The organism is Nocardioides sp. NPDC000445 (assembly GCF_040300245.1).
In the GTDB taxonomy this organism is placed as follows: Bacteria; Actinomycetota; Actinomycetes; order Propionibacteriales; family Nocardioidaceae; genus Nocardioides.
The window spans coordinates 25,662-44,132 of the sequence record NZ_JBEPDH010000025.1 but is presented as its reverse complement, the minus strand read 5'-3'; the positions used below and the strand labels follow the sequence as shown (position 1 = coordinate 44,132).

The window sequence follows — 18,471 nt, the reverse complement described above, 5'->3', positions numbered from 1 at the left end:
GAAGGAGCACGACTGTGAAGCTGCGAACGGGACTGGCCGCGTTGCTCGGAGTTGTTCTTGTCACCCCTGTCATCTCGCTCGTCACCGCCACGAGCGCCAGTGCTGACCCGTGTGGCCCTGAGGGCAATGCGATCGCCTGCGAGAACAGCAAACCAGGAAGTCCCTCGAGCGAATGGGGCATCACCGGCGCCGGTGACAGCTCGATCCAAGGGTTCGCGACCGACATCAGTGTCGACGTGGGCAACCGGATCGACTTCAAGGTCGACACCGATGCCTCGGCGTACACGATCACGATCTATCGGATGGGGTACTACGGCGGTGACGGCGCCCGTCGGATCACCTCGGTGACCCCGTCGGCGAACCTGCCGCAGAACCAGCCGAACTGCTATCGCGACACCGCCACCGAGATCACCGACTGCGGCAACTGGGCGGTCTCGGCCTCCTGGAACGTGCCGGCGACCGCGGTCTCGGGCGTCTATGTCGCCAAGCTCGACCGCGCCGACACCAACGAGTCGAGCCACATCACCTTCATCGTCCGCGACGACGACAGCCACTCCGACGTCGTCTTCCAGACCTCGGACACCACCTGGCAGGCCTACAACAACTACGGCGGGTCCAGCTTCTACACCGGCGGTGGGAATGGCCGGGCCTACAAGCTCAGCTACAACCGACCGTTCTCGACCCGCTCCGGCGGGACGTCCCACGACTTCTTCTTCGCCAACGAGTACCCGCTGGTGCGGTTCCTCGAGCGCAACGGCTACGACGTCAGCTACATCTCCGGCATCGACACCGACCGTCACGGCGGGCTGCTCACCAACCACGAGACCTTCCTCAGCGTCGGGCACGACGAGTACTGGAGCGGGCAGCAGCGGGCCAACGTCGAGGCCGCCCGCGACGCGGGCGTGAACCTGCAGTTCCTCAGCGGCAACGAGGTCTACTGGCGGACCCGCTACGAGGCCTCGAAGGACGGCACCAACACGCCCTACCGGACCCTGGTCACCTATAAGGAGTCCTGGGCGCAGGCCAAGCTCGACCCGGCCCCGGAGTCGACCGGCACCTGGCGCGACCCGCGCTACACCCCGAAGAGCCTGGGCGGCGGGAAGCCGGAGAACTCCCTGACCGGCACCATCTTCATGTCCAACCTGACCGACCTGCCGGTGACGGTGAAGAAGTCCCAGGGCGGGCTGCGGCTGTGGCGCAACACCGGGCTGTCCTCGATGACCGCCGACCAGACCGAGCTGGCGCCACACACGGTCGGCTATGAGTCCGACGAGGACCAGGACAACGGGTTCCGACCACCCGGCCTGATCCGGATGTCGGAGACCACCGGGTTCATCGACAACCAGTACATGACCGACTTCGGCCGGACCACGGGCGACGGCACCACGACCCACGCACTCACGCTCTACCGGGCCGCCAGCGGCGCGCTCGTCTTCGGCGCGGGATCGGTGCAGTGGACCTGGGGCCTCGACTCCGAGCACGACAACCCGTACCACGACGAGACCGCCGACCGCCGGATGCAGCAGGCGCAGGTGAACCTGCTGGCCGACATGGACGCCCAGCCGACGACGCTGATGAGCGGCCTGGTCGCGGCGACCAAGACCACCGACACGACCGGTCCGTCGGTCGCCATCACGTCGCCGGCTGCCGGCTCGACACAGCCCAACGGCACCAAGGTGACGCTCACCGGCACCGCGACCGACACGGGCGGCGGCGTGGTCGCCGGAGTCGAGTACTCCCTCGACGACGGGACCTCCTGGCACCCGGCCACGGGGACGACCGCCTGGTCGGTGACGTACGTCCAGCCCGGGGTCGGCAGCACCCCGGTGCGGGTCCGCGCCGTCGACGACAGCGCCAACATCGGCACCGCCGTCAACCGCAGCTTCAACGTGACCTGCCCGTGCAGCATCCTCGGGCAGCGGGAGGTGCCGACGACATGGAACGCGGTCACCAGCCCGGCGACACCGTCGGCCAACGACGGCGGCGCCGCCGAGCTCGGCCTGCGCTTCACCCCTCAGGCCGACGGGTACGTCGCGGGCGTCCGCTTCTTCAAGGGCGCCGGCAACACCGGCACCCACGTGGGCTCCCTGTGGAGCAGCAGCGGCGAGCGGCTGGCCCAAGTCACCTTCACCAACGAGTCGAGTGGTGGCTGGCAGTCGGCGACGTTCAGCCAGCCGGTCGCGGTAGCCGCGGGGGCGAGGTACACCGTCTCCTACACGGCTCCGGCCGGACACTACGCCGTGGCGCCCTGGGCGTTCGCTGCGCAGGGGTTCGAGGCGTACCCGTTCGAGGTCGAGGGTGGCTACGGGGCCGCTCCGGCGGGGGTCTACGCGAATGCCGGGCAGTTCCCGGCGAGCTCCTACCAGAACCCCAACTACTTCGTGGACGTGCTGTTCACGACCACTGACGACTCGCCGCTGACCGCCACCAACCAGTGGCCGCTGGCCGACTCCTCCTCGGTCCCGCGCAATACGACGGTGAGCGCCCGCTTCACCAAGCCGGTCGTCGCCTCGTCGGTCGGGCTGCGGCTGACCGACTCCCTCGGCAACGTGGTGGCCGGGTCGACGGCCTATGACTCGACGACCAGGACGGTGACCTTCACCCCGTCGGCCAACCTCGCCGGGTTCGTCACCTACACCGCCACGCTCTCGGGGCAGGACAGCGGCGGCACGGCGGTCTCGACCGGGAAGACGTGGTCGTTCCGTACGGCCAAACCGCCGGCCACGGCAGGAGTCTGCCCGTGCTCGCTCTATGACGAGGACGCCACACCGACGGTCCTCCAGGACCCGGAGAACGCGCAGCTGACGCTGGGCGTCAGGTTCCGCGCCGATGTGGCCGGCACCGTCACCGGGGTCAAGTTCTACAAGGGCGTCAACAACGCCGCCCCGCACACCGGCACCCTGTGGTCGGCCAACGGGGCGGTGCTCGCCCAGGGCACCTTCACCGGCGAGACGACCAGTGGCTGGCAGACGCTGACGTTCGCCGAGCCGGTGCAGATCCAGGCGAACACCGACTACATCGCCTCCTACCGCACCAACGGCTACTACTCGGCCACCCCGAACGCCTTCGCGTCGGCCGACCTGTCGAAGCCGCCGTTGCGGGTGACCTCGACGGCAGGGGCGTACGCCTATGGCACCGGCTTCCCGGCGGCCACCTCGCCCTCGAGCTACATGGTCGACGTCGTCTTCGAGAAGGGTGCGCCGACGCTGACGATGACCTCGCGCAGCCCGGTTCCCGGGGCGGTCGAGGTGCCGCGCTCGAGCAACGTCGTGGCGTCGTTCTCCTCGGCGATCAGCTCCGGCTACACGATGTCGGCGACCTCGGGCGGCCAGTCCATCCCGGGGACGACGACGCTGAGCAACTCCGGGACGACGCTCACCTTCGACCCGACCTCCTCGCTGCCCGCATCCGCGGACGTGACGGTCACGCTCAGCGGGGTCACCTCGACCGAGGGGGCGAGTCTGCCCACACAGACCTGGACGTTCCGGACCAGATCGGCGGAGACACCATCGAGCCAGACGCTCTTCGGTGACGTGGTGCCCGCGGTCGAGGCCCAGGACGACAGCTCTCCGGTCGAGGTCGGGACGGTGTTCAGTCCCACCCGAGACGGGCGGGTGACGGCGATCCGGTTCTACAAGGGAGCCGGCAACGGCGGCACCCACGTCGGGTCGCTGTGGAACATGGCCGGCCAGCGCCTCGCCCAGGTGACCTTCACCGGAGAGACCGCCTCCGGCTGGCAGCAGGCCACCTTGTCCAGTCCGGTCGAGGTGCAGGCAGGGGTGTCGTACATCGTCTCCTACCTGGCTCCGCAGGGGCACTATGCGACCACGTCGCAGTTCTTCGCGACCGCCTACTCCTCGGGTGACCTGACCGCTCCGGCGGGCAACAACGGTCGCTATCTCTACGGTGCCGCGGGCGGGTTCCCGCAGTACTCGTTCGGGTCGACGAACTACTTCGCCGATGTCGTCTTCGAGCGGGCGGGTCCGACCATCTCGGTCACCGAGCAGACTCCGGAACCGGGAACGACAGAGGTGGCGACCTCGGTGACCCCGTCGATCACGTTCTCGACAGGGATCGCGAGCGGCTGGAACATGTCGGTCACGGCCAACGGGTCCTCGGTGGCGGGTTCGGCGGCGCTGAGCAGCGACGGACGTACGCTGCGCTTCACCCCGTCGGCGGCGCTGCCGTCCGGGGCCACGGTGTCGGTGACGGTCTCGGGTGTGGTCTCGACCGAAGGGGCGAACCTGCCCACGCAGACGTGGTCGTTCACGACTGTCCCAGCCGCGGTGACCGAGGTGTCGCTGTTCACCGGTGTGACTCCGCAGAACACCTCGACACTCGACATCATGCCGATCGAGCTCGGCACGGCCTTCAGGACGTCGGTGGCCGGCTCGGTGACCGCGATCCGGTTCTACAAGGGCACCGGCAACACCGGCACCCACACCGGCTCGCTGTGGAACTCGGCAGGCACCCGGATCGCCCAGGTGACCTTCACCAACGAGACCGCGATCGGCTGGCAGACGGCCACGTTGCCGACACCGGTCGCGCTCACGCCAGGGGCGACGTACGTCGTGTCCTACTACGCGCCCAACGGGCGCTACGCCTCGACGCCCGCGGCGCTCACCCAGTCGCGGACGGTCGGCCCACTGACGGCCCCGGGCGGAGCCAACGGCAGGTATCGGTACGGGTCCGGAGGGGGGCTCCCGAACCGATCCTGGAACTCCACGAACTACTTCGTGGACGTGAGGTTCCGCCCGGCGTCGCCCTAGGCCGGCTGAGCGGTCCCTAATTGCGGGGATAGGTGCGGCGAGGCTCTTCGGAGCCTCGCCCGCGCCTATTTCATGGTCGTCATGACTGATGGGGATCCGCTCGGCGTGGCAGTGGTCGGGGCCGGTTACTGGGGGCCCAACCTGGTCCGCAACTTCCGGAACGCACGGGACTGGTCGCTGGTCGCGGTGGTCGACCTGGACCTCGCGCGGGCCCAGGACGTGATCGGCGGCGGCACGGATGTGCTGGCCACGACCGACCTCGACGAGGTGCTCGCGCGGGAAGACGTGGACGCGATCGCGATCGCCACCCCGGCTCGGACGCACCGGGGGCTGGTGGAGCGGGCGCTGCGGGCCGGGAAGCACGTGCTCGTCGAGAAGCCGCTGGCCGACGACGTGGAGTCCGGGCGGAGCATGGTCGAGGCCGCGCGCGCCAACGATCTCGTGCTGATGGCCGACCACACCTACTGCTACACACCGGTCGTGCAGAAGATCCGCGAGCTGATCGAGGACGGGTCGCTCGGTGAGATCCTGTTCGTCGACTCGGTGCGGATCAACCTCGGGCTTGTGCAGCCCGACGTCGACGTCTTCTGGGACCTGGCTCCGCACGACCTCTCCATCCTCGACTTCATCCTGCCCGGCGGGCTGCGCCCCACCGGGGTCGCCGCGCACGGCGCCGACCCGCTCCGGGCGGGCAAGTCCTGCGTCGGCTACCTGACGCTGCCGCTGGAGGGCGGGGCGATGGCCCATGTCCACGTCAACTGGCTCAGCCCCACCAAGATCAGGCAGATGGTGATCGGCGGGAGCCGGCGTACGTTGGTCTGGGACGACCTCAACCCGCAACAGCGGCTCAGCGTCTTCGATCGCGGCGTCGACCTGGTCCAGCAGAGCGTGGACATCGCCGACCGCGCCGCCGCGACGATCTCCTACCGGCTGGGTGACACCTGGGCGCCCGCGCTGCCCGAGTACGAGGCGCTCGCCCGGATGGTCGGCGAGTTCGCCGAGGCGATCCGGCAGGGCCGTACGCCGCGCACCGACGGGGCCGCCGGGCTCCGTGTCCTCTCCGTCCTGGAGGCGGCCCAGACCAGCCTCCGAGCCCGTGGCGCCCTCGTCGAGGTGGCCGCCGAGACCCCGACCCTGGAGCTGATCCGATGACCTCTCCCGACCTCACGAAACTGAACGGTGCGAACGTCCTGGTCACCGGAGGTGCGGGCACGATCGCCTCCACCATCGTGGACCAGCTCCTCGACGCCGGGGTCGCGCACGTCGACGTGCTCGACAGCCTGATCCGGGGACGCAAGGCCAACCTCGACGACGCCCTCGCCACCGGTCGGGTGCGGCTCGTGGAGGGCGACATCCGCGACCGGGACCTGGTCGGCGACCTCACCGCCGGCAAGGACCTCGTCTTCCACCAGGCCGCCATCCGGATCACGCTGTGCGCCGAGGAGCCCCGGCTGGCCAACGAGGTGCTCGTCGACGGCACCTTCAACGTGGTCGAGGCCGCCGTGCAGGCGCGGGTGGACAAGCTGATCTACGCCTCCTCGGCCTCGGTCTTCGGGCTCGCCGAGGAGTTCCCGACGCCGGAGGGGCACCACCACAACAACAACGACACCCTCTACGGGGCCGCGAAGTCTTACAACGAGGGGCTGGTGCGGTCCTTCCGGGCGATGCACGGGCTCGACTACGTCGGGCTGCGCTACTTCAACGTCTACGGACCCCGGATGGACGTCCACGGCGCCTACACCGAGGTGCTGGTGCGGTGGATGGAGCGGATCGCCGACGGCAAGCCGCCGCTGATCTTCGGCGACGGGCGCCAGACGATGGACTTCGTCTGCGTCCCCGACATCGCCCGCGCCAACATCCTGGCGGCGGCCTCGGACGTGAAGGAGGGCGTCTACAACATCGCCTCCGGCACCGAGACCTCGCTGCTGGAGCTGGCCGAGGCGCTGCTGCGGGCGATGGACTCGCCGCTCGGCGTCGAGCACGGTCCGGAGCGAGCGGTCAACGGCGTCACCCGACGGCTCGCCTCCATCTCCGCGGCCCGCGAGGACCTGGGCTGGTCCCCGACGATCGGGCTCGAGGAGGGGCTGCGCCAGCTCGTCGAGTGGTGGGCGCCGCTGCGCTCCGAGATCGCCGCCGGCCGCGAGCTCAGCGGAGGTACGTCATGAACCGGATCAACGTCATGCAGCCCTGGCTGGGCGAGGAGGAGGTCGAGGCGGTCGCCGACGTGCTCCGCTCCGGCTGGGTCGCCCAGGGACCGCGTGTGGCCGAGTTCGAGCGCCGCTTCGCCTCCTCGCAGCAGGCCGCTCACGCGGTCGCCACCTCGAGCTGCACCACGGCGCTCCATCTGGCGCTGGTCGTGGCGGGGGTGAGCCCCGGTGACGACGTCGTCGTCCCGTCCTTCTCGTTCATCGCGACCGCCAACGCGGCGGTCTACGTCGGTGCCCGCCCGGTCTTCGCGGACGTCTCGCCGGTCACCGGGAACCTCACCGCCGAGACGGTCCGGGAGGCCCTCACGCCGCGTACCACCGCGGTGATCGTGGTCGACCAGGGCGGGGTTCCGGTCGACCTGGACGCGATCCGGGAGGTCTGCGACCCGCTCGACATCATGGTCGTCGAGGACGCCGCCTGCGGTGCCGGGTCGACCTACCGCGGTCGCCCCGTGGGTGCGGGAGCGGAGATCGCTGCCTGGTCCTTCCACCCGCGCAAGATCCTCACCACCGGCGAGGGCGGGATGCTCACCACCTCGCGCGCCGACCTGGCCGAGCGGGCGCGCCGGCTGCGCGAGCACGCGATGAGCGTCTCCGCCGCCGACCGGCACGCCAGCCTGGTCTCGCCGCCGGAGTCCTACGACGAGGTCGGCTTCAACTTCCGGATGACGGACCTGCAGGCCGCTGTCGGCCTGGTGCAGCTCGACCGGCTGCCCGAGGTCGTCGCCCGGCGCCGGGAGCTGGCCGCGGTCTACGCGAAGTCGGTCGCCGAGATCGGCGGGCTGCGGGCGGTCGCGGACCCGACCTGGGGGACCAGCAACTTCCAGTCGTTCTGGATCGAGGTGGGGTACCCCTACGGGCTGGACAGGGAGGGGCTGCTGAGCGCCCTGGCCGAGGCCGGGATCTCGGCGCGACGCGGGATCATGGCGTCGCACCGGCAGCCTGCGTACGCCTCGTCGTCCCTCAGCCTCCCGGCCACCGAGCACCTCACCGACAACACGCTCATCCTGCCGCTCTTCCACCAGATCTCGGACTCGGAGCAGGCGCGGGTCATCGACGTACTCCGGCAGGGGGGAGGACGTCGATGACCACGCTGGTTCTCGTCGCGGCCAGCGGGCTCGCCGGGGAGGTCGCGGCGGCGGCGGAGTACGACGAGATCGTCGCCGTCGACGACGACCGCGAGCGCTGGGGCCAGATGATCGGCTCGGTCGACGGAACCGGCGGGGTCAAGGTCATCGGACCGATCGAGGTCGCCACCGACTGCGGTGACGACCTGGTCATCTGCGCCGGGGCCGGGTCGACGCGCCGACGCCTCTACAACCGGCTGATCGGCTATGGGGTGGCGCCGGAGCGCTACGCGACCATCGTCCATCCCACCGCGTCGGTGCCGGCCGGCTGCCAGCTCGGTGCCGGGACCGTGCTGCTCGCCGGGGTCGTGCTGACGGCCGGTGTACGCGTCGGGCGCCATGTCGTCGCGATGCCCAACGCGGTCCTCACCCACGACGACATCGTCGGCGACTACGCGACCATCTGCGCCGGGGTGACCCTCGGCGGCGAGGTCGTGATCGGTGAGGCCGCCTACCTCGGGATGAGCTCCTCGGTGCGTCAGCGCACCACCGTCGGAGCCGACTCCGTCCTCGGCATGGGAGCGGTCCTGCTCCACGACCTGCCCGCCGGGGAGACCTGGGCCGGAGTGCCCGCCCGCCGTCTCAATTCACGTCAGGAGCTGATCTGGTGAAGGTGCCGTTCGTCGACCTCGGGTCGCAGCAGTCGGAGATCGAGGACGAGGTACGCCTCGGGCTGGACCACGTCTTCTCGCGAACTGCATTCGTGGGAGGACCGGAGGTGACGGCCTTCGAGAAGGAGTATGCGGCCTACGTCGGAGCCGGCCATTGCGTCGGCGTCGGCAACGGGACCGACGCGCTCGAGCTCGCGATGCGAGCCGTCGGGGTACGGCCCGGTGGTGAGGTGATCGTGCCCGCCAACACCTTCATCGCGACCGCCGAGGCGGCCAGCCGGATCGGGGCGGTACCGGTGCCCGTCGACGTCGACGAGTCACACCTGTTGATCGATCCCGTCGCGGTGGAGCGGGCGCTCACGTCGCGTACGCAGGCGATCGTGCCCGTGCACCTGTTCGGGCAGACCGCGTTCGTGGAGCAGCTGCTCCCGCTCGCGGCGGCCGCCGGGATCCCGGTGATCGAGGATGCCGCGCAGTCCCAGGGCGCGCGCCGGAACGGTCGAGCGAGCGGCTCGCTCGCCACCGTCGCGGCGACCAGCTTCTACCCCGGCAAGAACCTCGGCGCTGCCGGTGACGCCGGCGCGGTGACGACCTCCGACCCGGAGATCGCGCGGATGGTCCGGCTGCTCGCGGCCCATGGCTCGGAGACCAAGTACGTCCACGAGGTCGTCGGGATGAACTCCCGCCTCGACACGATCCAGGCCGTCGTGCTCGCCGCGAAACTGGCCCGTCTGGAGAAGTGGAACGAGCTGCGCCGGCAGGCCGCCGACCGCTACCACCGTCTTCTCTCCGGCGTTCCTGGGCTCCGGGTGCCCGAGTCGGCGCCGGGCAACCTCGACGTCTGGCATCTCTATGTCGTCCGGGTCGGTGACCGTGACCGGGTGCTGGCTGCGCTGCTGGAGGCCGGGATCGGCACCGGGATCCACTATCCGTTCCCGGTGCATCTGACTGCGGCGTACGCCTCGTTGGGGTTCGGCGAGGGCTCCTTCCCGGTCGCGGAGCGGGCGGCGGGCGAGATCCTGTCGCTGCCGATGTTCCCGCACCTGAGCCCGGAGCAGCAGGAGTACGTCGCCGACGTGCTCATCGCGGCGGTGAGGCATGGGTGAGGTGCGTACACCGGTCTCGATCGTCTGTGTCTACAACGACCCGGCGGTGCTGGAGTCGTGCCTGGCGGCCTCGATCAAGGCCGCTCCGGGAGCATCGCGGCAGACCGAGCTGATCCCGGTCGACAACGTCTCGGGTGCGTTCGCGAGCGCCGGTGCGGCGCTCAACCACGGCGCCCGGATGGCACGCAACGAGGTCGTCGTCTTCGTCCACCAGGACGTCTACCTGCACTCGCTGCCCGCGCTCGAGGCTGCTGCCGCGACGCTCCTCGCCGACCCCTCGCTCGGGGTGCTGGGGGCGGTCGGAGTCGACCACCGCGGCGAGGTCGTCGGTGCGGTGCGCGACCGGGTCGTCCCGCTCGGCCGCTCCACCTCGGTCCCGGTAGACGTCGACTCCCTCGACGAGGTGCTCTTCATGGTCACCCGCTCACAGGTGCTGCGCGAGCCGCTCTCGGAGTCGCCCGACCTGGCCTGGCACGCGTACGCCGTGGAGTACTGCCTTCGCATGCGCGCCTCCGGACGCCGCGCCGCCGCCGTCGACATCCCGCTGACCCACAACAGCATGACCACCAACCTCGCCCGTCTCGACGTCGCGCATCGCAGCGTCGGCCACACCTACGCGAGCCTCGTGCCCATCCGCACCACGTGCGGGATCGTGGCCGGTGAGCACGGTGCCGGGACCACCTCCTGGACCGTCCGGCGAGGCCGGGGCGCGCGAACGTTCTGGGGCGAGTCCGTCCGGGCCCGCCGGGTGAGGCGCTCGCTGCGCGGGGTCCCGCAGGATCGGGGCCACGCGCGTGGGCGTCAGGTGGTGCTCGCCGACATCCGGCTGCTCGTCGACGACGTCGCCCGGCTCGCGGGCAGCTCCTCGATCCGCGTCGTCGACCCCACCCGCGACGGCACGGTCGGCGAGGCCGAGGGTCTGGAGCGCAACGGCATCGCCTTCTCCGCCGCCACCCTCCGCTGGCCCGGCGTCGTCGCCGCCGTCGCCGCGACCGCCCCCTCCGAGCTGCTCCTGGTCTCCGGCCTGCGGCCCGAGGAGATCGCCCCCCTCGCCGCCACCGCGACCGGCCCCTACGTCGTCGGCCTCGCCCGCGACACCGGCCTCTGGCTCCTCCTCGGTGCCGACCCGGCTGCTCTCGCGCCGCTGTGGAGCCGACCGCGCAACCGGGCGTTCTTCGTGGGGTGATCGGGGCAGGCCTGAGAAATTCGTAGAGGCTGGTTAACCGGGTATTCCTGCAGGTCGGCGGCGCAGCCGCGCCCGAACCGCAGCAGCAGCCCACTCGGGGGCGAGGTCGCGGACGCGGCCGGCACCGCCGCGGCGGGTCTGGCGCCACATGGAGATGCGGTCGGTGAGGGGCATCGCGCCGAGGAGGCCGGCGGTGATGTCGGCGCCGGTACGGCTGAACGGGTTGGTCGCCTGGACGGAGACGGTGAGCAGGTCGAGATGGCCGCGGCCACGAACGGGGGCGAGCAGGTCGTCGCCGAGCCGCTGCGGTGTCAGGTAGAGCGACTCGGCGTCCGCGACCCAGCCGGGGCCGGTGTGACACTCGAGAATCGCCTGGGCGGTGGCGCTGCCGCGCGAGACCCGTTCACGCGGCCGGCGGACCAGGTCGAGGAGGGTGTCGCGCAGCTGGTCGGCGCTCTTCGGGCGCAGCATCAGGTGGTCGATCCCGGGAGAGTCCGAGCCCCACACCGCACACTCGGGCCGATGCCCGCGGAAGGTGACGACGGGGTTGCCGAGGCCGCCGGACTCGAGCAGCGAGGTGAGCCCCGCGAACGGGAACGAGTCGAGGTAGACGTCGGCGGCATGGTGGAGCGGGGCCACGTCGGGGAGCATGCCGACAGCCTGGATCCGCCCGGACGTACGCCGCGCCAGCCCGGCCCACGGCTCCGACTCCGGGTCGGGGCCGGCGACCCGCCACTGCAGGCGGGGTTCGGCGGCCACGGCGGCCTCGACGGCCGCCAGGTAGGTGTCGCCGCCCTGGAACTTGCTCGAGTCGGCCGCGGTGACGACCAGCACGTCGGAGGCGCGTACGTTCCACTGCGGCTTCGCGGTCTCGCGACGCTTGGTCCGGCCGCGGACCGACAGCGGCCGGTTGCGTACGATCGACCGCTCCATCGGCAGGCCGCGACGGTGCTGGGCGAGGTCCTGGCCGCTGCGCCGCAGGTGGACGACCCGGTCATAGGCCCGCACCCCGACCCAGAAGACGTGGTCGGTGTTGTCGATGTAGACGACGGGCGGCAGGTCTCGGCGGTCGGCGAAGGCGAGCGCGGGGACCACGTCGAAGGGGTGGCAGTGGGAGACCACCAGGTCGGCGGTCGAGGCGAGCGCACGCAGCCGGGCGGCGCGGTGGAGCAGGCTCCCGGGTGTGGTGTCGAGCATCGTCAGGCCGACCCGGTCCCCGAGCCGGGAGGCGATCTTGGCCGGCACCGGCGAGGTCATCTGCCGGGTGGCGACGATCTCGTGGGACCGGTCGGCGAGCTGGTCGGTCCAGCCGGCGATGATCTGGGTGTGCCCGCCGCTCTGGTACATCTGCGTGACCACGTGCAGGGTGCGCCGCGGCCGGGTCGGCACGGCCACGGACGGGAGCGAGCGGCCCAGCTCGGTGAGCAGCAGCTCGAGGGGCTCGTACGCGAACCACCCGGTGTGGTTGCCCCAGGCGAACTCGGCCGCGGCCTGGGCCAGGGCGGCCGCGCGCCGCGGACGTCGCCTCGCAGCTGCTGCCGCGGCGGCGTACATCTCCTCCAGGGTTTCGTGGTTGTCGTCGAGACGGTCAGACATGGACGTCCTCGTTCAGTGTCGTGGAGGGCTCACCGGGGGTGGGGGAGGAACCGGCGCCGGAGCGGAACCAGCGGACGTCCTCGCGGCGGCGTCGCAACAGCACCGCCCACACGGCGGCGAGCACCAGGCCGGTGACCGCGCAGGTCACCCAGACCGACGGCTGCGCGACGCGCATCCCGACGGCCGCGGTCCAGACGGCGAGCGCGCCGAGAGCCGGCAGGGCGGCACCGGCGGCGAGGCCACCGAGCCCGACCCCGGCCCGCGCGAGGTAGAAGAGATGCAGCGGCAGGATGACGACGAGGCCGACCGCGAACGTGGCCAGGCCGACCCCGCCGACGCCGTCCCACGCCGCCCCCGCCAGCAACGCCGGCACCAGGGCGATCAGCCAGACGATCTGGATCGTCATCAGGCTGCGCGTCGAGCCGGCGATGACCAGGAAGTCGTAGGCGAGCTCGAAGGAGATCCGCAGCACGGCGAGCGCGCCGAGCCAGAGGAGCGGTGCCGCGGCCGCCTGCCAGACGTCGCCGTAGACGAGCCCGATCACCTCCGGCGCCAGCGCGGCCAGCGCCGAGCAGCCCGGGAGCGTCACGGTCAGCACCAGCGCGGAGAGCCGCGCGAAGGCCCGCCTCATACCAACGGGATCGTGCTGCAGCCGAGCGAAGATCACCGGCGTGACCTGCCGCAACGGCTTCGACAGCATCGTGACCGGCCAGCTGGAGAGGTTGAAGGCGACCACGTAGAACCCGAGCGCGGTCGCACCCAGCATGCCGCCGATGACGATCTGGTCGGCGAACCCGACCGCGAAGACCAGGATGCTCGTCACCGCCAGCGGGGCGCCGAAGCGAAGCAGCGTGACCGCGTGTGACCGGGAGAGCCCCAGACGCCACGGCAGCGGCGACATCCGCAGGAACATCACCGTGGTGACGGATACGCCGAGAAGATGACCGATGACCAGGGAGTACGGACCGGCGCCGGCCAGCGCGAGCCCGAGCATGACCGGCACCGCCACGAGCGTGGCCATCTGGTCGATGAGCATCCGCTTGCCCTGCATCAGGTTGCGCTGCAGCAGCGCCGCGGGCGTGGCGCTGATCCCGCTGAGCACCACCGGGACCGCGAAGAGAGCAACCAGCGCCGCCGCGTCCGGCTCGCCCATCGCCCGCGCGTAGGGGCCGGCCCCGATCACCATCCCGGCGGCGATGAGCAGGCTGGCGGCGACCGAGATCGTGGTCACCGTCGGGGCAATCTCGCGCGGGTCGTCCTTCCAGCGCACCACCGCGAGGCTCACGCCGAGCTCGTTGAAGCTCAGCACCGCCATCAGGGCGAGGAAGGCGACGGCGTACGTCCCGTAGCTCTCCGGCCCGAGCAGCCGCGCGACGAGGATGCCGACGACCATCGTGCCGAGCTTGGTCACCGCCGTGTTGGCGATGCTCCAGGCGAGGGCGGTGTGGGGGCGGGTCTCAGCCAAGGTCGGTCTCCGGCGGCGTCTCGGCGCGGCGCGCCTTGCGCCGCAGCAGGATCGGGTCGATGCGTACGACCAGGTAGAGGGTGGCGGCGGCGCCGAGCAGCCCGGAGACGGCGAACGCCCGCTTCGAGCTCCCGCCGACGGGGTAGACGACGGTCGAGCCGGGTGCCTCCTTGGTCGTCATCCGGAACGCCTCGGCCACCCGGTACTCGTCCTGCACCCGGTCGAGCGCGGCCGTCATCTCCTCGACCAGCTGCTCCTTGCGGGTGCGCACGGTCTCCGGGTCGGAGCCGACGACCTCGATGATCAACCATTGGTCGGTGTAGTTGGGCGCCCACTGGCCGCCGGTGTCGGGCAGCCGGACGGTCCACCCGTCGCGTACGCCCATACCGATCAGCCCCGCGTCGGTGGCGGTGAACTTCGGGATCTGCCGGGTTCCGACGACGAGCTTGCCGACCACGCCGGCGGTGATCACCAGGTCCTCGGAGGTCGCCCGCAGCGCGTTGGGGTACTGCGCGTTCTTCGGAGCCAGGAAGACCAGGTCCGTACGAGTCCAGTACACGCTGCGGTCCTGGCTCGCGTAGTTCGCGGCGGCGAGGGTGATGATCGCGCCGACCACCACGATCGGCCATCGTCGGACCATCGCCCGCAGCAGGTCCCACAGCGCCATGGTCGGAACGCTAGGTCCGCAGGGGCCGAGTCCGCCCAGGTCAGCGGGGTCATCGCCCAAATCGGGTAGGACGTCGGCGAGGTCGGCTCACACCGATCCTGGGTGGGTACGTTCGGCCGCATGGTCTTGTCGGAGTTCGTCGGTGCGATCCGTCGACGGTGGTATCTCGCGGTGGTCGGCATCCTGCTGACCGGCGTGCTCGGCTGGAGCGCGTCGGCCTTCGTGGCGCCGAGCTACACCGCCCGGGGCCTGGTCCTGATGCTCCCCTCCAAGAACGCGGTCGGCCCCGGCGGCAACCCGTTCCTGGGGCTCGGTGGGCTCGACCTGCCGGCGCGGGTCGTGGTCGCCTACTACACCAGCGCGCCCGCGCAGGAGGCGATCGCGGAGGTCACCCCAGGCGCTGCCGTCACGGTCTCGATGGAGGAGTCGACGCGCGGTCCGGTGATCGCGATCGACGTCAGCGCGGACAGCGAGGCCAACGCCATCGAGGCGTTGAACTTCGTCGCCGACTCGATTCCCGACACTCTCGGCAGGCTGCAGGACGAGGTCAACGCGAGGGGCAACGCCCGGCTGCGCTCCCGCCCGCTCGCGCTGGACGAGACCGCCGCCATCGACGGCAGCGGTCCGCTGCGGGCGAGGATCATGGCCGTCGTGCTCGGTCTCGCGATGACCGCGGTGCTGGTCTACGCGATCGACGGGATCGTGCTGCGCCGCCGCCTGGCCCGCGAGGAGCGGGCCGCGTCGCTGGCCGCCCAGGACGCCGCCTACGACGACGAGCCCGACGAGGACGACCGGTACGACCAGGACGACCGCGGCGACCGCGGCGACGACCACGTCGTCCAGCGCCTCCACGGCTGAGGCAGGAACGATGGCCGTACGCCGTGGTGTCGATGCGGTGACGTGGCTGAGCCTCTACACGTTCGCCGTCTTCGTGATCCCGTCCTGGCTGGTCTTCCGGCCGCTGGGCAGCGCCGGCTCGGTCTCGATGCTGATGGGGCTGGGCAGCTTCGCGCTCTGGGTGCTGCTGAGCATCGGCCGGCCGCTGCCGGTCGACCGGCCCCCGCAGCCGATGCGGCTGGTGCTGGCGCTGTTCCTGTTCAGCGTCGGAGTCACCTATGTCATCGCGATGTCACGTCCGATCAGCCGCGACGAGGTGAGCCCGGCCGACGTCGCGATCCTCGCGATGGTCTCCTGGGTGGGCACGCTGCTGCTCGCCGGCGACGCCATCCCGAGCATGGCCAGGGTCCATGTGCTGGTGTGGCGGCTGGTCGTGGGCGGCAGCTTCCTCGCGGTCCTCGGCCTGGCCCAGTTCTTCGCCCGGCAGATCTTCGTCGACCGGATCTCGATCCCCGTCCTGACCCCGATGACGACGGTCGAGCTGGCGATGCGCAACGGCCTCGTACGTCCCGCCGGGACCGCCCTCAGCCCGATCGAGTACGGCACCCTGATGGGGATGCTGGTGCCGATCGCGCTCCACGTCGGCTTCCAGCATCGCAACCTCAACCCGCTCGTCCGCTGGACCCCGGTGGTGCTGATCTGCATGATCATCGCCGCCTCCTCGAGCCGGTCGGCCTACCTCGGCGCCGCCATCGCGGTCGCGGTCTGCATGATCGGCTGGTCACGCAAGCAGCGCGCGATGGTGCTGGGGCTCGCGGTCGGCGGGCTGGGGCTGGTGTTCCTGGTCGCGCCGCGGATCATCAACTCGGTGACCGGGATGTTCGTCGGTGCCGAGGAGGACCCGAGCGTCACCTCGCGCACCGACAGCTACGGGGTGGCCTGGTTCTTTGTCGACCGCAACCCGTTCTTCGGGCGCGGGCTGGGGACGTTCCTGCCGAAGTACCGCATCTTCGACAACCAGTACCTCCAGATGATGGTGAGCATCGGGATCATCGGCGTGCTTCTCTTCGTGGCGTTCGTCGTCGCGACGTTCATCCAGCTAGCCCGGGTCTATCGCGCCTGCGAGGACCCGAAGACGCGTGACCTCGTCGTCGCGCTCATCGGCGCCGCCGCCGCCGGCTTCGCCGGGCTGGCCTTCTTCGACGCGTTCGCCTTCCCGATGACGATGGGCACGATCTTCCTGGTGCTCGGGCTGGCGAGCGCGGTCACGCGTCTGGAACGTACGGATCGATCAGGTCGTGCAGGGCAGGTTGCGCACCACGACGGGCTGACCGGCGGAGTTCAGCGTCGCGGTTGACGCCTGCCACTGGGTGACCAGGCTGCATCTGACGTCGAGCGGCCCGAAGACCCAGCTCCGGTCGACCACGTACAGGTTCCTCACCGTGCCCGGCGTGCCGAGCCGGAACGGGTAGCCGCCGCCGCTCACGATCAGGCCGTCGATGTCGACGGAGGTGTTGTCCTGGTCGGGGTAGAAGAACGGGGCGGTGCCGCCGCATCCGTTGGTGTCGACGAAGTCGATGACCGTCTTCCGGACGGTGAGCGCCCCACCGCCGTAGCCCTGGATGCCGTCACCGTGCCAGTCGGTGCAGACGTCGGGCGAGACGACACGCACGTAGGAGTCGTGGATCGCGACGCCGCCGCACGCCGACCTGCCCTGGGCCCGGAAGCCCTCCGGAACCCCGTCGATGAGTACGTTGCGGGCCGTGTAGCCGCCCGAGGTGACCGCGGGCCAGGCTTCGTCCGTCGTCGGGGCCGTGCCACGGACGATCTCGGAGTCTTCGATGACGAGGCCGGTCGCGCAGGTGGCGCTGGCGTAGTTGACGATCACCGAGCCGACCGCCTGCACCCGGCGCAGGGTCACGTTCTTGGCGGTGACGTTGATCGTCCCGTTCGTGACGCGCAGGTCCTCGACGACGGCCCCAGGCGTACTGATCGTGTACGTCCCGGTCACCGACCGCTTCGGCTGCCAGCCGTCCGGCAGCCCGGCCGAGGCGCGGGTCGGGAAGCCACCGGCCGGAGGGGCGGAGGTGGGCGACGGAGCGGACGTCGTCGGAGTGCTGGTCGGGGAGCTCGGGGAGGTCGACGGAGCCGTCGGCGAGCTCGCCGGCGCACTCGGGCTGACGCTCGTCGAGGGGCTGGGACTCTGGGACGGGGGCGCGCTCGAGGACGGTGCACTCTCGGATGGCGTCGGTGTCGACGTCGGCTCCTCGCCAGAGCCGGTCGGCCGCACGACGATGTCGACCTGGTAGTTCGTGGCCCGGTACGTCGAGCGGGGGAACTCGCCCGGCCGGTAGCTGTAGACACCCGCGTTCGCGCCGGCCGAGAGCGGACCGTTACTGATCGGGCGGTCGAAGAAGTGCTCGTCGGTCGAGTAGTGACCACCGGGCGCGGTGTAGGAGACGACGTAGGAGCGGCCTGGCTGAAGACGTACCGGCCGGTCGAGATCGGCGACCCTCAGGCCGTCGCCGGCCGCGCCGCCGAGCTGGACGCGGGCGAGCGGGCGGCCCCGTCCCGACCACAGGGTCGCCTGGTGCGGCCCGTGGTTGTCCGGGCCCAGGTAGACCTGGACCGCGACCGCTTCGACCGGCTCCGAGGTCCGGAACCGCAGCCCGAGCTCGACCGGCCGGGAGTCGGGGTCCGTCAGGACCGCGGGGACCGCGTCGTCGGGGAGAAGGCTGACCGTCTCCGGGTGCGCGGTCGCCGTGCCGAAAGCCCAGAGGGCGCTGCCGGCGATGAGGGTGACGAGGACGCTGGCGAAGGCGGTGCGCCGCCACCGGGTAGACCTGCTGGGCGTGCGGTGGGAGGGCATGAATGCACCTGTTCGTGGGGGATACCTGGGC

Annotated in this window: 13 protein-coding genes; 9 read left to right on the top strand and 4 right to left on the bottom strand. The window is 70.9% G+C overall.

The window, feature by feature from the left end; all coding sequences use genetic code 11:
• The first annotated feature begins 14 nt into the window (after positions 1–14).
• The 7 genes from ABT304_RS26670 to ABT304_RS26640 all read left to right on the top strand — a co-directional run bounded on the left by ABT304_RS26670 (position 15) and on the right by ABT304_RS26640 (position 11,006).
• Positions 15–4,769, top strand: coding sequence for a DUF4082 domain-containing protein (locus ABT304_RS26670; protein ID WP_350719863.1), 4,755 nt, complete (start codon positions 15–17; stop codon positions 4,767–4,769).
• 81 nt (positions 4,770–4,850) lie between these two features.
• Positions 4,851–5,921: a Gfo/Idh/MocA family protein gene (locus tag ABT304_RS26665; protein WP_350719861.1), complete on the top strand. Its 1,071-nt coding sequence runs from the start codon at positions 4,851–4,853 to the stop codon at positions 5,919–5,921.
• Positions 5,918–6,934 carry an NAD-dependent epimerase/dehydratase family protein gene (locus tag ABT304_RS26660; RefSeq protein WP_350719859.1) on the top strand — a complete coding sequence of 339 codons (1,017 nt, stop codon included), beginning with the start codon at positions 5,918–5,920 and terminating at the stop codon, positions 6,932–6,934. Before ABT304_RS26665 ends, ABT304_RS26660 begins: the two co-directional genes overlap by 4 nt.
• Positions 6,931–8,064, top strand: coding sequence for a DegT/DnrJ/EryC1/StrS family aminotransferase (locus tag ABT304_RS26655; RefSeq protein WP_350719857.1), 1,134 nt, complete (start codon positions 6,931–6,933; stop codon positions 8,062–8,064). Before ABT304_RS26660 ends, ABT304_RS26655 begins: the two co-directional genes overlap by 4 nt.
• Entirely contained in the window at positions 8,061–8,714 is a 654-nt protein-coding gene (locus ABT304_RS26650) for an LbetaH domain-containing protein (protein WP_350719856.1), read from the top strand. The genes ABT304_RS26655 and ABT304_RS26650 overlap by 4 nt, the downstream gene beginning before the upstream one ends.
• Positions 8,711–9,820 (top strand): DegT/DnrJ/EryC1/StrS family aminotransferase, encoded by a 1,110-nt coding sequence (locus tag ABT304_RS26645; protein WP_350719855.1) that lies wholly within the window; start codon positions 8,711–8,713, stop codon positions 9,818–9,820. The genes ABT304_RS26650 and ABT304_RS26645 overlap by 4 nt, the downstream gene beginning before the upstream one ends.
• Positions 9,813–11,006 carry a glycosyltransferase gene (locus ABT304_RS26640; RefSeq protein WP_350719853.1) on the top strand — a complete coding sequence of 398 codons (1,194 nt, stop codon included), beginning with the start codon at positions 9,813–9,815 and terminating at the stop codon, positions 11,004–11,006. The genes ABT304_RS26645 and ABT304_RS26640 overlap by 8 nt, the downstream gene beginning before the upstream one ends.
• A gap of 33 nt (positions 11,007–11,039) precedes the next feature.
• Here the strand turns inward: ABT304_RS26640 and ABT304_RS26635 are convergent, their stop codons facing one another.
• Genes ABT304_RS26635 through ABT304_RS26625 form a run of 3 tightly spaced genes read right to left on the bottom strand, consistent with a single transcriptional unit; the run spans position 11,040 to position 14,734 of the window.
• On the bottom strand, positions 11,040–12,602 hold the full coding sequence (locus ABT304_RS26635) for a glycosyltransferase family protein (RefSeq protein ID WP_350719851.1): 1,563 nt from the start codon (positions 12,600–12,602) through the stop codon (positions 11,040–11,042).
• A complete protein-coding gene (locus tag ABT304_RS26630) occupies positions 12,595–14,067 on the bottom strand; it encodes an oligosaccharide flippase family protein (protein ID WP_350719849.1) in 1,473 nt (490 codons plus the stop codon). The genes ABT304_RS26635 and ABT304_RS26630 overlap by 8 nt, the downstream gene beginning before the upstream one ends.
• Positions 14,060–14,734, bottom strand: a complete 675-nt coding sequence (locus ABT304_RS26625) for a hypothetical protein (protein ID WP_350719847.1) — start codon at positions 14,732–14,734, stop codon at positions 14,060–14,062. Before ABT304_RS26625 ends, ABT304_RS26630 begins: the two co-directional genes overlap by 8 nt.
• A gap of 120 nt (positions 14,735–14,854) precedes the next feature.
• Between ABT304_RS26625 and ABT304_RS26620 the strand changes: the two genes are divergently transcribed.
• Together ABT304_RS26620 and ABT304_RS26615 are read left to right on the top strand one after the other, a co-directional pair.
• On the top strand, positions 14,855–15,592 hold the full coding sequence (locus ABT304_RS26620) for a YveK family protein (protein ID WP_350719845.1): 738 nt from the start codon (positions 14,855–14,857) through the stop codon (positions 15,590–15,592).
• Positions 15,593–15,602: 10 nt separating this feature from the next.
• Positions 15,603–16,928: an O-antigen ligase family protein gene (locus ABT304_RS26615; protein WP_350719844.1), complete on the top strand. Its 1,326-nt coding sequence runs from the start codon at positions 15,603–15,605 to the stop codon at positions 16,926–16,928.
• Here the strand turns inward: ABT304_RS26615 and ABT304_RS26610 are convergent.
• Positions 16,863–18,440, bottom strand: coding sequence for a DUF4082 domain-containing protein (locus ABT304_RS26610; protein WP_350719842.1), 1,578 nt, complete (start codon positions 18,438–18,440; stop codon positions 16,863–16,865). The two genes, ABT304_RS26615 and ABT304_RS26610, sit on opposite strands and share 66 nt — an antisense overlap.
• Positions 18,441–18,471 lie beyond the last annotated feature (31 nt).